The organism is Streptomyces sp. (assembly GCF_019510245.1).
Lineage (GTDB): Bacteria > Actinomycetota > Actinomycetes > Streptomycetales > Streptomycetaceae > Streptomyces.
Genome location: NZ_JAEKKT010000157.1, coordinates 40,364 through 52,957, shown reverse-complemented (window position 1 = coordinate 52,957; position 12,594 = coordinate 40,364). Strand labels below are relative to the sequence as shown.

The window sequence follows — 12,594 nt, the reverse complement described above, 5'->3', positions numbered from 1 at the left end:
GGTGAATAGTCTCGCGCCCGTTGGTCCACCGGACATCCTCGCTTCGCTCGGTGTGTCCTTCCGGCTCCACGAGCACCCTGACGTGACCAGCCCTCTGGAGGTCTGTGTCGCGTTGGGCGTTCCGCTGGAGCGAACCGTCAAGACTTTGGCATTCGTCACTCCCGAGGACCGTCTCCTGCTGGCGGCGTTGCCCGGCCATGCCCGGCTGCGGTACGGCGCCCTGGCCCGCGCAGCCGGGATCCGCCGAGGCGATTTGTCTCCCGCCGGTGCCGGGCGGCTGGCTCGGGCGGGGATGCAGCCGGGCGGGGTGTGTCCGGTGTCCGCGGACCGGACCGCGGTGGTGGTGTTCGACGGGACGGTCAGCAGCCTGGGACGGGTGCACTGCGGCAGCGGCCGACGCGACAGCAGCATCGAGATCGAGGCGGCGGAGCTCATGGCAGCCGTCCCGGGGGCCGCTTTGGCGTCGATCGCCGACCTCCCGGCGGATGAGCCGGCATGACGACTATCCGCGACGCCACGCCCTCGGACGCCGGTGACATCTACCGTCTGCTGAGCGGGTTCGTGACGAGCTACGGGCCCGACCGAGAGGTCTTCGACGAAGCCACGTTCCCCCGGATCATCGACGCCGCCTCGGACGGCAGCGTCGAGTTCCTGGTCGCCCAGCAGGACTCGTGCGTGGTCGGGTACCTGCTCGCGGTGCGCATGCCCACCCTGTTCGCCGGCGGAACGATCCTCGAACTGCTCGAACTCACCGTGGACGAGCCCATGCGGGGCCGCGGTACGGGTTCCGCGCTGATCCGGGCCGTACAGGCAAAGGCCCGGGAGGCGAAGGACGTCGAGGTGACTGTGCCGACCCGCAGAGCGGCCGACTTCTATCGCGCTCTGGGGTTCCACGAGACCGCTGTTCATCTCAAGTGGTCCACTGCATGATCGGGAATCTGTCGACCAGTCGGCCTGACGAGACGGGAAAACCATGCAGATCCAAGGGGCGACGGCGCTGGTGACCGGCGCGAACCGGGGGCTCGGGCAGGTAATGGCCCGGCTGCTCCTGCGCGGCGGTGCGCAGCGCGTCTACGGCGGGGCCCGCGACCCGCGGTCGATCCTCGAGGCCGGCGTGATCCCGGTCCGCCTCGACATCACCGACCCCGCCCAGGTGGCCGCGGCAGCCGAGACGTGCTCCGACGTGACCTTGCTGGTGAACAACGCCGGTGTCCTTACCGACAGTCCCCTGCTGGCCGCGCCCGCCGCGGACGCCGCCCGCGCGGAGATGGAGGTCAACTACTTCGGCACGCTCGCCATGTGCCGTGCCTTCGCCCCGCTGCTCATAGGCAACTCGCCTGGCGCCATCGTCAACGTGCTGTCCATCGCGAGCTGGTTCACCAACCCCGCGATGGGCTCCTACAGCGCTTCCAAGGCCGCCGCCTGGGCCCTGACCAACGGAATCCGCAGCGAACTCCACAACACCGGCGTCCTCGTCGTCGGCGTCCACTGCGGCTACATCGACACGGACATGGCCGCCCACGTCACTGGCCCCAAGAACACCCCCGAAGCGATCGCCGAGCAGACTTTCGCCGCCGTCGAGGCTGGCCGGACGGAAGTCCTCGCCGACGAACGCACCCGACAGGCCAAGGCAGCCCTGGGACTCACTCCCGGTACAACAGCTTCCGCCCGGCGCCCGTAACACTGCCTCGCAACGGCGTGTCCCATGCCGCGGACCCTCTGAGAGGACTTCTCTGCACGAGCTGCCTGCTCTATGACGACACCGCTCCTGGGGCCGGCACCGCATCTATGGCGTACAGGTATCCGTCCCGGGTGCCGGCGTAGACCGCGCCGTCCGCGACGACAGGACTCTCCACCCGTCCACCGGTCTGTACCTTCCAGCGGACCCGGCCGTTCTCCGCTCTCACTGCCCACAGATGACCGTCGTCGCTGCCGAAGTACACCGTTTCGTCCGCCACCGCCGGGCAGGAGTCGACGCAGCCGCCTGTGACGACGTGCCATCGGGTTTTGCCGGTGGTCGCGTCGAGTGCGTAGAGGCGGTGATCCTGGGAGCCGACGTACAGAGTGTTGCCGTGGATCGCGGGCGTGGTCGCGATGCTGCTGACGCTCTGGACGTCGGGCCATGCCTGCCATCGGTGCTCGCCGGTGGCGGCGTCGGGGGCGAACACGTCATGGCCGAGTCCGTCTGCCAGATAGAGGCTGCCGTCGTGCACGAGTGGGGTACGGGACTCGATGGCGAAGGTGGACTGCTGCCAGCGGATCCTGCCGGTGGCCGGGTCGAAGGCCCGGACCGTGCCCCGCTCGTCGACCGCGTAGAGGGCGCCGTCGGCGAGCACGGGGGCGGAGCGGTTCCAGCCGATGCGACGGTACTTCCTCCGCCAGCGGCGACGCCCGGTTGCCGCGTCGAGGGTACGGAGGTACCGGCTGCCGTTGACGAAGTGGACCAGGCCGCCGCCTACCGCGGGCGGCGTATGGGACCACCGGTCCATCCGGCGGCGCCAGCGGGTGTGGCCGTCGGCGGCGTCGAGGGCGAAGAACCGGTCCTGGCCCGCGTAGACGGTATCGTCGACCACGGGGGGCGCGCTCATGAACCCTGCGTCGGGCCGGGTCCACCGAACGGTGCCGTCAGTCGCGTCAATGGCCCACAGCCCGTTGCCGGCGACATGGACGGTCGCCTCGGCGACGCACGGCGCCGAGTAGACGCTTCCGACGCGCACCCGCCAGCGCACGGTTCCGGTTCCTGTGATGCCAGACCCCGCTGTGCCCGCCGACGGTCCCGGCACGTGGAGCCGTATCCCTTGCTCCGGGCGCCAGTTTCTGCGCCGGAGACGCTTTCTGTTCGTCATTGCACGCCTTGTGTCCGACGTTTTTGGCCAGTAGAGGTCTTCCCTCGTCACGCGCTGACAAGGCGCACGCGTCCTCCCAGCCGCACGCACCGCAGATGAGCAGGTTGCTTTCGGAGAGGCCGCCCCGAACGGCGGGTGCGGAGACGGTACTTGAACCGCAGTGCGCGATCACGGCAGCCGCCGCATCCGTCATGCGATCTCACCGCCGACTCGGTTGCGGTGCCGGTCACCCTGGGCGGAGTCAACGCGCTGTGGGTGGTCACCCGGTGGCGCGACCGCCGTGCACGCAGGTCCGCCGGAGCGACCTGAAAGCGGTGCCGGTCCGGTCAGTCGTAGTGGAGGAAGCGGTGCCACAGCGTGTGCCACGGCTTCACCGGGGCGTGGCAGAGGTAGACGGAGCGTTGCTGTTCCTCGCCGTCGATGCGATAGCCGCTGTCCAGCCGGCCCTCGATACGGCAGTCGGCGAACTGGGCGGACAGCCATGCCCGGTCGTCGTAGCCGACGACGACGGCGGTACGGGCGGATTCGGGGGGGTGCCCAGGTTACGCAGGCCGTTCTGGCCGCTGTAGAGCGCCTGTGAGGGAATGCCGTAGGCGGCGCCGTAACGGTCGAGGGCGCCGTACTCGCCGTAGTTGCCGGTGATGATGATCGTGCCCGGGCGGTAGACGGCGGCGATCTGGGAGACGTAGCGCGGCCAGCCGATCTCGTCCCCGAGGCCCTGGTTGGCGTCGGCGAGACGCAAGCTCTGCTGGCTGTGGAGAGAGAGCACCGGCAGGGCGAACGCCACCGAGGTCGCCAGGTTGAGGCCGAGGAGCAGCGCGAACAGAACCCGGCTGTGCCGCCGCTCGGCCAGCGCCCGCGCCACCGGCACGGAACCCACGGCATGCAGGGTCAGCACCAGGCCCATGGCGTAGTAGGGCTGTGCGGCGACGGCGCAGAGCAGCACCAGCAGCAGAAGGTATCCGGCACCGAAGGCGCGCACGGGTCGCAGCACCGGATCGCGCAGCACCCGGAACAGGCCCGCCACGGCGATGTACGACAGGGGCAGGCCGACCGTCAGGAAGAAAAACGGGATGTTCAGCACGCCGCCCAGGGCGCCCTTGTCCGTGCGGAGTGCGCCGGCCATGGTCAGCACCGGGAAGTGGTGGGTGACCTGGTAGACGAGGTTCGGTGCGCCGATCAGCACGGCCAGCCCCATCCCCGCCCACGGCCACCGCGAGAACAGCACCCGGCGCGGTCCGACCGCGAGCAGGCCGGCGGCCAGCGCGGCCAGGAGCAGCAGAACCAGCAGCTTGTTGTACAGACCCACGCCGACCACCGCGCCGACGGCGAGCCAACACCTCGGCCGGTCACGCAGCAGAGCCCTGAGGGCGAACAACGCAACGGCCAGCCACACGACCATGTCCAGCGATGTGGTCACGAACAGGTGACCGAAGGTCAGTACGAGCGTCCCCGAGGAGGCCGCGGCCGCCAGCATCTGGGCCCCGGGACCGCCGCCGGTCTCCCGGGCGACCAGAGCGCACAGGTACGCCACCGCGCCCGCCGCCAGGATCGCCGGGACCCGGAGCCCTCGTACGGTGTCCCCGAACAGGGCGATCGACGCGCGGGTGAGCAGCGGAGTGGCGGGCGGCTGGTCGACGTACCCCCACGCGGGATGGCGGCCCAGCACCCGGAAGTACAACTCGTCCCGGTGATAGCCGTATCGCGAGGCGGTCATCAGCAGCACCGCCATCACCGCGAACGCCACCACCCCGACCGGGAGCCGGGCGAACGCATGACGCTGCGGGCCGGTGTCCGTCACGGCGCGACCGTAGCCGCGCACCACACAAGTACGGAAGCCGTATGCCGTAAGTGGTATGACGCTACGTCAGTTGTTGCTCGGTGCGGCTCGGCCGGCGGGCATGTCGCCTCGCGTGTCGCCGTCGTCGATGAAGCGACGGGTACCGGGGAGGGGCAGCGAGGTTGGGTAGGCGGGGTGTTCGTGACCGTCACGGCGGAGGCGGTGTGGTCGTCGGTGTGCCGGATCCGCGTCCGCGCGTCACGCGGTGAAGGGTCCGTCCAGGTCGCGATGGAGCCCCGGGGCGCCGGTGTCGTCCGCCGCCTCCAGCAGCGGTAGCAGAAGACCCGCGGCGTGCAGCGGTTGCCGACGGGCCACGATGTCCAGGGTGCAGACCTGCTGACCGGTGCCCCGACGGCAGACCGCCCGCCGGTCGGGATGTGTGACTCAGCCCGCTGCCCCAGGCCACCCATCGCCCCTGTCACCGCCCCGTCTGGGCCGAACACGCCGAACGCACCGAGACCTTCCTCGGCCAGCTCGGCACCACACGCAAGACCGAACATACCCGGCTCCAGGCCGACTACGACCGGGCCCTCCGCGTCGCCGAGATCGACGCCGCCGGCGCCACCAAGCAGGAGGAGTCCGCACGAGGATTTCCGCAGCCCAGCGGACCGAGAACGAGAACCGCATCCGGGCCGCCATGGACCGGCTCCTCCGAGGCGAGATCCGGCCCGGCGGAAAGTGCAACATCAAGACCCTCGCCAGCGAGGCCGCAGTCGACCGCGCCGCCTTCTACGACCGTGCGGGTTGGTTGGCGATCAGCAGCGTGACATCGGCAGGGCGGAAGCCCAGGCGGCGGTAGATGCGAGCGACACTCTCCTCCGCATAGGCGAGAAAGACTGTCTGCACTCCGTGGTCGCGGGCGTGGGCGGCCAGGGCCGCCGTGACAGCTGCGGCCAGACCCTGGCGGCGAGCGGTGGGGAGGGTGCCCACGCCACCGATCTCGGTGGTGCCGTTGGCCGGATGGTAGTGGCCGACGGCGAGAGGGGTGCCGTCCGAGGCAAGAGCAGCAATGAGTGTCTTGTGCCCGGCGCGGACAGTCGGGCGGGTGCTCTCGACTGTGCCGTCCGCGGTCACTTCCTCAGCCGCTGCTGACAGTTCCGCACGGCCTGCGGCGCCCACAGCAGTGGCCTCCGCGGCGAAAGCCAGTCGAGGCAGAGCAAGAACTGCAGGGAGTGCTGGGGCGTCAGCCGTCAGCACTCGGATCGTGACGCCATCCGGCAGTAGTTGCGGAGGGATAGGGAGGGGGGGCGAGGGCCATGAGCGGACGTTCTGCCACCGGCAGCCCCACGTCCTCGATACGGGCGCGTAGAGCCGGGGCTGCCTCGGCAAGCTGCTGTGGTGACGCTCCCGGCACTCTCTGCGGTGGGCTGAGCATGGCTCGGGCCGCCGTAGTACGGGGTTCCCGGTTCCTTTCGTACGAACAGCCGCAGCGGGCCGAACTCTTCGGCATCTGCGAACAGCAGGGGGACGGTGGCGTAGTACTGCTCGATACGAGCACGCAGCGAGTCGCTCATGCGGCGCGTCCCACCACGGAGCAGCGGCACACCGCATCCGAAAAACGAACCCGGAGGAACCCGTAGTTCGGAGAAGGACCGCTTTGCGGCAGCTGCAACACCCGCGAGGGCGTGGCCGCGCCGGAGAACTTCCTGCGACCGCAGGACAACGTGCTGCACCCGCTGGAGTGCCGGGCCTGCCGTGATCCGCTGACCCTGCCGCGCCGGTTCCGTACCGGCGTCGTCGTCATGCACCTGCAGCGGACCGAACGCCACAAGCGCCGCCGCCGCGAACCGTACGCCCAAGACATGTTGAGGCAGCCGTAGAGGTACCGAGCGGCGCTGTGGAGGGCGGTGGCCCCTGGCTGAGGGTTGGGTTAAGGCTGGTCACGCCGGATATAAAGGGTGCGATGCGATATTGCGATCGGGGGGAGCGCATGGCGCAACTCGATGTCCTGCAGCCGCAGTTGACCGGCACGATCTTCCGCGCGTGGGAGCCTTTCGGGATCCGCAGTGCGATGCGCGTGCTTCGCTGGCTGCCGCGTCCCGTGCGGCGTGCGGCGCGCCTGCTGGTCCGCCTGTGCTACACGCCTTGGACTCCCAAGACCAGGTTCCTTTTGATCAGCCTGTCTTCCTCGGTGGCGCTGCTGGGTCTGGCCGACGCCGGGGGAGTGCTGGTGTCGTCGACAGTCGACGGCGCACGGCCGGCCCTCAACTACCTCTTCTCCGCAGACGCCGAGCCGAGCGCGGTCAGCCTGTCGCTGCTTCAAGATCCCGCCGGCCTGATCATCTTGGCCGTCGTCTTCGTCACGCCGATGTTCTACTGCCAGCAGGTGCGGGCGATCTCCGACTTCGTACCGATGAATGAGCGCAACGGTGGTGCCTCTCAGCTTTCAGAACGCCGGATCGAACAGCTCAATCGGCTGACCGCCAGAACCAACAGGGCGTTCGCGGCGCTCGGTCGCAGGGACGTTTCGGTGACCATCATGGCTACCGTGGCGGCCGGTACCGCCCTGCTGTACACCTTCGTCAACGACCACGGTCTCCTGGAGGGCTGGAACTCGACGACGCTCCCGGACGCGGTCTGGCGGTCCGAGGTGTACGACGGCTGGTGGGCCAACCGGCACACCCACCCCGAGCTGGCGATGGCGCTGTGTGTGGCGGGCGCGTACGCCTTCTACTTCCTGGCGAAGCAGCTGGCGATGGGTGTCGTCTTCACCATCTACCTGAAACGGTCCTCTGAACTCGGCTTCGGCGTGACACCGAACATGGCCTACGACAGTGACGGGTTCCAAGGACTCCGCACCCTCAGGCAGTTCATGCTGTGGACCTACGGTTCCGCCCTCGCTCATCTGTCCGGGCTGCTGGTCCTGTTCGTGATATGGCTGCCCGCCGCACCGTGGACGCTCTTCGCAGTGGTGGTGGTGATGGTGGTGGACGCCCTCGTCATCATCTACCCCTCCTCGATCGGCTACCACTCGGCCCTGGACGTCAAGAAGGAATACGTCGCTTCGCTGTCCACGACTGACATGTCTCCGAACGACCGTGACGTGGCGATAGCCCAGGTGTGGTCCGTGTCGGTGCTGCCCGTCGGGACGCGCAAGGCCATCACCGCGATCACCGGGTACCTGCTGGTGCCCGCAGTCATCGCGTTGCTCCCGGAGATCGTCCAGAGGTTGTGACGACGTGCTCACCGAACGCGGCCGGCCTTCGGCTACATCATCCGAGGACGCCATTGATGCCGCCGGTCATGCGGACCCCTCCTCGGCGGCTCGCGAAGAACCCGATTCCCGCGATCCGGCGGTAGGCCGGGCGGCCCGCGGTCCGCGTGGCCCCTCGCCGTACCCGACCGCCCGCTGTACGCGAAGGTTTCGGGCGTTCCAGGAGTACTGGGCGTCCCAGTTGCGGGCGGCCATCAGCAGGGTCAGTTCGCGCAGGTGCTCCGGGAGGCTGCAGTAGAAGCGGGCGAAGGAGCCGAGGGACTCCGCGCGTTCGAAGACGACCGAGCGCCCCTGAACGCGACGGCTGCCCGCAGTCAGCTCTACGCACTCGTGAAGCGCGTGGAGGAGGACGGGCATATCACCCTGGTCCAGAAGCTCATGCTGGCGCCCTGGTGACGGTGGAGTTGGCGCCGGTCGACCGGCTGCCGGCGGCCCGGCAGACGGAAGGTCTTCCGTCCTACGTTCTCAGCACGGCTCAGAAGGAGTTCGGCGACCTCGTCGTCCGGGAGGCCCTGGGCCAGCCACAGGTGCTCCTGCGGAACACCACGCCGGTCGCCGTGCTGCCGGCCGGCCCCCTGCCCCCATCCGATCCGCCTGCGGCCGCGGGCGCGGCGGACACAGGAGACGCAGTGAGCACTTGGGATCCCGTTGGCACGCCACGCCGGCTCGCCACGCCGGCTCGCCACGCTCGGCGACGCCATCAGCCCCGCCCTCACCTCCGCCCCGGCGGCCGGCCCCGCCTTCGGGCTGCCCGCCCTGGACAGCGCGGTGGGCCGTCTCCAGGCGGGCCGGCTGACGCTGGTGGCGGCCCCGCCCAGTGTCGGCGGCAGCCTTCTGGGACTGGCCGCCGCGCGAAAGACCGCGCTGGGGGACGGCCGCCGAGTCCTGTATGCGGGGTCGGGGCCGGACCGGGACGACATCTTCCGGCGGATCTTGTCGGCCGAGACGAACGGCGACTACCCGCGGCTGAGGCAGGGCCGACTCACTGCCTCCGAGCAGGAGTTCGCTCAGCAGTTGGGGCAGGTGCCGCTGTCGATCGACGACGGCAGTGACCTGACGGCCGAGGCGATCGTGGAGACAGTCCCGTACACGGAGGACCTGGCCCTCGTGGTCGTGGACCGGCTCCAGGCTGCCCACGGTGCCCGGCTGACGCTGTCCGGCGACCGTCTTTCGGCTGCCTCCCAGGTCCTGGCTACGCTGGCCCGCTCTCTGCATGTCCCTGTCCTGGCGGTGGTGGACAGTAGCGACCCCGCGCTCCTGAGTCTCCTGGACGCCGACGTCCTCCTGATGCTCGCCCCGACGGCGGACCCCTTCCGGGTCCACGTCACGATCTTCGAGCGGGACTTCGGAGTCCTCGGGTCGGTATACCTTCTGCACGCCCGGTTCGTCGACGTCCCCGACAGCAGCGGGACGGACCCGGCCGTCGTTGAACGGCGCGTGTGCTCGCCTACGACGAGTTCGAGGGCCTCTTCATCGACGACGTCATCGTCGCCGTCATCGGCGAAGGCACCGACGGATGGGAGTTCCCCGGCACCTCGTACGCCGTCGAACTCCGGTAACAGCATGCGGAACGGCCCGCACACCCACAGCAGCAAGGGAATGCGGACATGCCCAACCCCAGCCAACTCCCCCCGCGTTACCACTGATCACCGTGCATCATGAGGCGGCCGCGCAGGCCCAGCACCACGTCGCCGGCTGCGCGAGGCCGCGGGCGTTGCACCGGCCGAGACCTGGCCAACCCGCCCTGGTCCACTCAGAAAGTTGGTGGGCACCGCCCGCTCCTTGATCGCCGGCGTGATCCGCGCGCGACGGTGCCAGGGTGGCGAGGTCGGGGTGGGTGCGGCCCGGCACCGCCGAAGCGCCGGGCCGCCCCGTGGTTACAGAGTGCGGGTCAGGCGGTCGGTGAGCAGCCGCGTGAAGCGGGCCGGGTCGGGCAGGTCACCCCCTTCGGCGAGCAGCGCGCTGCCGTAGATCAGCTCGGCGATCTCCGCCAGTGCGGGATCGTCGGCGCCCGCGTCGTGTGCTGTGCGCAGGGCGGTGATCAGCGGGTGTGCGGGGTTGAGTTCCAGAATCCGCTTGACCGGGGGTATCTGCTGGCCCATCGCCCGGTACATCTTCTCCAGGGTCGGCGTCACGTCGTGGGCGTCGCCGACGATGCAGGCCGCCGAGGTCGTCAGGCGTGACGACAGGCGGACCTGCTTGACCTGCTCGGACAGGGTGGTGGTCAGCCACGGCAGCAGGGAGGCGAAGTCCTGTTCACGCCGGGCCTTCTCGGCGTCGGTTTCCTGGTCGCCGTCGGCGGACTCGTCGAGATCGACCTGGCCCTTGGCGATGGACTGCAGACGGCGACCGTCGAAGGCCGGGATCCGGTCCACCCACACCTCGTCGACGGGGTCGGTGAGGATCAGAACCTCGTACCCCTTGGCGGCGAAGGCTTCCATGTGCGGGGAGTTCTCCACCATCGCGCGACTCTCGCCGGTCAGGTAGTAGATGGTGTCCTGGCCGTCCTTCATGCGCTCGACGTACTCGCGCAGCGTGGTGGTCTTCTCCGGGTCGTGCGTGGAGGCGGCCGACACCAGCTCCAGCAGGGTCTCGGTGTTGTCCGTGTCCTCGACCAGGCCTTCTTTCAGCGCCCGGCCGAACTGCGCCCACACCTTCGCGTAGCGCTCGGCGTCCTTGGACTGCATGTCCTTGATGGCGCCGAGGACCTTCTTGACCAGGCGCCGGCGTACGCCGCGGATCTGTCGGTCGTGCTGGAGGATCTCGCGGGAGACGTTCAGCGACAGGTCGTGGGCGTCCACCACACCCTTGACGAAGCGCAGGTAGTTGGGCATGAGCGCTTCGCAGTCGTCCATGATGAACACCCGCTTGACGTACAGCTGCACGCCGGGCTTGGTCTCGCGGGAGAACAGGTCGAAGGGTGCCTGCGAGGGGATGAACAGCAGTGCCTCGTACTCGAAGGTGCCTTCGGCTCGCATGTGGATCGTCTCGGCCGGGGGCAGCCAGTCGTGGCTGATCTGCTGGTAGAACTCGTTGTACTCGTCCTCGGTCACCTCGCTGCGCGGCCGGGCCCACAGCGCCTTCATCGAGTTGAGCGTGTCGATGCCGCGGGTGGTCTCGCCCTCGGCGCCGGCGCGCTCGGTGGCCATCCGGATCGGCCAGCGGATGAAGTCCGAGTACCGCTTGACGATCTGGCGGATCTTGGATTCGGACAGGTAGTCGGCGAGCCCGTCCTCGCTGTCGGCGGGCTTGAGGTGCAGGGTGACCGAGGTGCCCACGGGCAGGTCGTCGACGCTCTGGAGATCGTAGGTGCCCTCGCCGTCGGACTCCCACTGGGTGCCGGAGTCGGTGCCGGCCCGCCGGGTGCGCAGGGTGACCTTGTCGGCGACCATGAACGCCGAGTAGAAGCCGACGCCGAACTGCCCGATCAGGCTCTCTGCGGTGGCGGCGTCCTTGGACTCCTTGATCTTCTCCAGCAGGCCGGCGGTGCCGGACTTGGCGATCGTGCCGATCAGCTCGACGAGATCGTCCCGGGTCATCCCGATCCCGTTGTCACGGACGGTCAGTGTGCGGGCGTCCTTGTCGACCTCCAGCGAGATGTGCAGGTCGGTGGTGTCGGTCTCGGTGAGGCTGGAGTCGGTCAGCGATTCCAGTCGCAGCTTGTCCAGGGCGTCGGAGGCGTTCGAGATCAGCTCGCGCAGGAAGATGTCCTTGTTCGAGTAGATCGAGTGAATCACCAGTCGGAGCAACTGGCGGGTCTCGGTCTGGAATTCCAGCGTCTCGACGCTGCTGCTCATGGGGGTCTCTTTCTGTGGGAACGTCATGAACGGAGTTGGACTCGGGCTGCGACAGAGCGTTGCCCGTCGTCGGCGTGGTTCGGGGCGGGCCGGACCGCACCCGCATGATGCGACTCCGTGTGCCGGGAGTCAGTCATCGTCAGCGGCTGTCGCCGTGCGCCGGTCGTCGAGGGCGTCCAGGGAATCGACGAGGCCGGTGTGGCGGGCATCGAGGTAGGGACGCATGCCGGTCAGGGGCCCAATGAGCTCGGCGGCGTCGGCGGCGCCGAGAGCGGCATGCAGGGCGGCCTGGGCTGGGCGCGCTTCGGGCGCGAGGTGGGCGAGCGCGGTGATCTGGCCGGCGATGCGGCGCAGGTCGGCTGCGTGGCGACGGGCCCAGGTGGCGGTGGCGCGTTCGGCGGCTCTGGCCTGGCGGGTGGCCGTCACGCGCTGTTCGCCGGTGGTGCCGACGGCGCCGGGGCGGCCGCGCAGGTAGCGGCGTTCGGCGGCCTGGCGGCTGGCGACGCCGAGGGGGCCGGCGAGGTCGGCCCAGCTGGCGCCCGCGTCGCGGGCGGTCTCGATCAGGCCGGTCTCCCAGTCGGCGAGCTGCTCGCGCACCTGCCGCAGCAGCATCAGGGAGTCCAGCGCCTGTTCGGGGCCGGGGCCGGCGGCGTCAGGGGTCTCGTGTTGGGCATCGCGCAGCGCGTCGTCTATGGCGGCAAGAGCCGCCGCGGCGGCAAGGAAGGACGCCGGGCTGTGGGCGTTCGTACGGGGCGTGGACGGCTGGTCGGCCGCGGTCACGGGCACCTCCCTCGGATGGTCATCGCGTCGACGACATCATGTTTGTCATCCATTGGATGACATGTTACAACGGTGTCAGTGCAGCGCATTGCCAGCAACTGCCCGAACCTGCTGGAG

11 protein-coding genes and 1 pseudogene are annotated in these 12,594 nt (G+C 69.4%); 6 read left to right on the top strand and 6 right to left on the bottom strand.

The genetic code is table 11. The annotated features are described in order from the left end of the window. The first annotated feature begins 82 nt into the window (after nt 1–82). The 3 genes from JF597_RS29415 to JF597_RS29405 are packed head-to-tail and all read left to right on the top strand — an operon-like array spanning nt 83 to nt 1,681. Nucleotides 83–499 carry an aminoacyl-tRNA deacylase gene (locus tag JF597_RS29415; RefSeq protein WP_294002309.1) on the top strand — a complete coding sequence of 139 codons (417 nt, stop codon included), beginning with the start codon at nt 83–85 and terminating at the stop codon, nt 497–499. Next, nucleotides 496–930, top strand: a complete 435-nt coding sequence (locus JF597_RS29410; protein ID WP_294002308.1) for a GNAT family N-acetyltransferase — start codon at nt 496–498, stop codon at nt 928–930. The genes JF597_RS29415 and JF597_RS29410 overlap by 4 nt, the downstream gene beginning before the upstream one ends. Nucleotides 931–973: 43 nt before the next feature. Further along, nucleotides 974–1,681 carry an SDR family oxidoreductase gene (locus JF597_RS29405; RefSeq protein ID WP_294002307.1) on the top strand — a complete coding sequence of 236 codons (708 nt, stop codon included), beginning with the start codon at nt 974–976 and terminating at the stop codon, nt 1,679–1,681. 70 nt (nt 1,682–1,751) lie between these two features. Here the strand turns inward: JF597_RS29405 and JF597_RS29400 are convergent, their stop codons facing one another. The 3 genes and pseudogenes from JF597_RS29400 to JF597_RS29390 form a co-directional block, all read right to left on the bottom strand. Beyond that, a complete protein-coding gene (locus JF597_RS29400) occupies nt 1,752–2,846 on the bottom strand; it encodes a PQQ-binding-like beta-propeller repeat protein (RefSeq protein ID WP_294002306.1) in 1,095 nt (364 codons plus the stop codon). Between the two features lie 370 nt (nt 2,847–3,216). Then, nucleotides 3,217–4,647: a glycosyltransferase family 39 protein gene (locus JF597_RS29395; protein WP_294002305.1), complete on the bottom strand. Its 1,431-nt coding sequence runs from the start codon at nt 4,645–4,647 to the stop codon at nt 3,217–3,219. Between the two features lie 768 nt (nt 4,648–5,415). Continuing rightward, nucleotides 5,416–6,200: pseudogene (locus JF597_RS29390) on the bottom strand (GNAT family N-acetyltransferase). 111 nt (nt 6,201–6,311) lie between these two features. Between JF597_RS29390 and JF597_RS29385 the strand changes: the two are divergent. Further along, a complete protein-coding gene (locus tag JF597_RS29385) occupies nt 6,312–6,506 on the top strand; it encodes a hypothetical protein (protein WP_294002304.1) in 195 nt (64 codons plus the stop codon). 110 nt (nt 6,507–6,616) lie between these two features. Next, the gene (locus JF597_RS29380; protein WP_294002303.1) at nt 6,617–7,861 is read left to right on the top strand and encodes a hypothetical protein; all 1,245 of its coding nucleotides are present in this window, start codon (nt 6,617–6,619) and stop codon (nt 7,859–7,861) included. A 66-nt stretch (nt 7,862–7,927) separates the two neighbouring features. On the opposite strand, the gene JF597_RS29375 is transcribed toward JF597_RS29380, so the two are convergent. After that, a complete protein-coding gene (locus tag JF597_RS29375) occupies nt 7,928–8,257 on the bottom strand; it encodes a hypothetical protein (protein ID WP_294002302.1) in 330 nt (109 codons plus the stop codon). Nucleotides 8,258–8,548: 291 nt separating this feature from the next. Between JF597_RS29375 and JF597_RS29370 the strand changes: the two genes are divergently transcribed. Then, nucleotides 8,549–9,562 (top strand): DnaB-like helicase C-terminal domain-containing protein, encoded by a 1,014-nt coding sequence (locus tag JF597_RS29370; protein ID WP_294002301.1) that lies wholly within the window; start codon nt 8,549–8,551, stop codon nt 9,560–9,562. A gap of 215 nt (nt 9,563–9,777) precedes the next feature. Here JF597_RS29370 and htpG read toward each other — a convergent pair whose 3' ends face one another. Both htpG and JF597_RS29360 read right to left on the bottom strand, forming a co-directional pair. Beyond that, nucleotides 9,778–11,697 carry a molecular chaperone HtpG gene (htpG, locus tag JF597_RS29365; protein ID WP_294002300.1) on the bottom strand — a complete coding sequence of 640 codons (1,920 nt, stop codon included), beginning with the start codon at nt 11,695–11,697 and terminating at the stop codon, nt 9,778–9,780. A gap of 129 nt (nt 11,698–11,826) precedes the next feature. Continuing rightward, the gene (locus JF597_RS29360) at nt 11,827–12,477 is read right to left on the bottom strand and encodes a type III effector protein (protein ID WP_294002299.1); all 651 of its coding nucleotides are present in this window, start codon (nt 12,475–12,477) and stop codon (nt 11,827–11,829) included. Between the last annotated feature and the right edge of the window lie 117 nt (nt 12,478–12,594).

Bases quoted from the DNA above. Each gene is read 5' to 3' on its own strand.
- JF597_RS29400 (WP_294002306.1), bottom strand. From the start codon at position 2,846: ATGACGAACAGAAAGCGTCTCCGGCGCAGAAACTGGCGCCCGGAGCAA.
- JF597_RS29375 (WP_294002302.1), bottom strand. From the start codon at position 8,257: ATGCCCGTCCTCCTCCACGCGCTTCACGAGTGCGTAGAGCTGACTGCG.
- JF597_RS29380 (WP_294002303.1), top strand. From the start codon at position 6,617: ATGGCGCAACTCGATGTCCTGCAGCCGCAGTTGACCGGCACGATCTTC.
- JF597_RS29410 (WP_294002308.1), top strand. From the start codon at position 496: ATGACGACTATCCGCGACGCCACGCCCTCGGACGCCGGTGACATCTAC.
- htpG (WP_294002300.1), bottom strand. From the start codon at position 11,697: ATGAGCAGCAGCGTCGAGACGCTGGAATTCCAGACCGAGACCCGCCAG.
- JF597_RS29405 (WP_294002307.1), top strand. From the start codon at position 974: ATGCAGATCCAAGGGGCGACGGCGCTGGTGACCGGCGCGAACCGGGGG.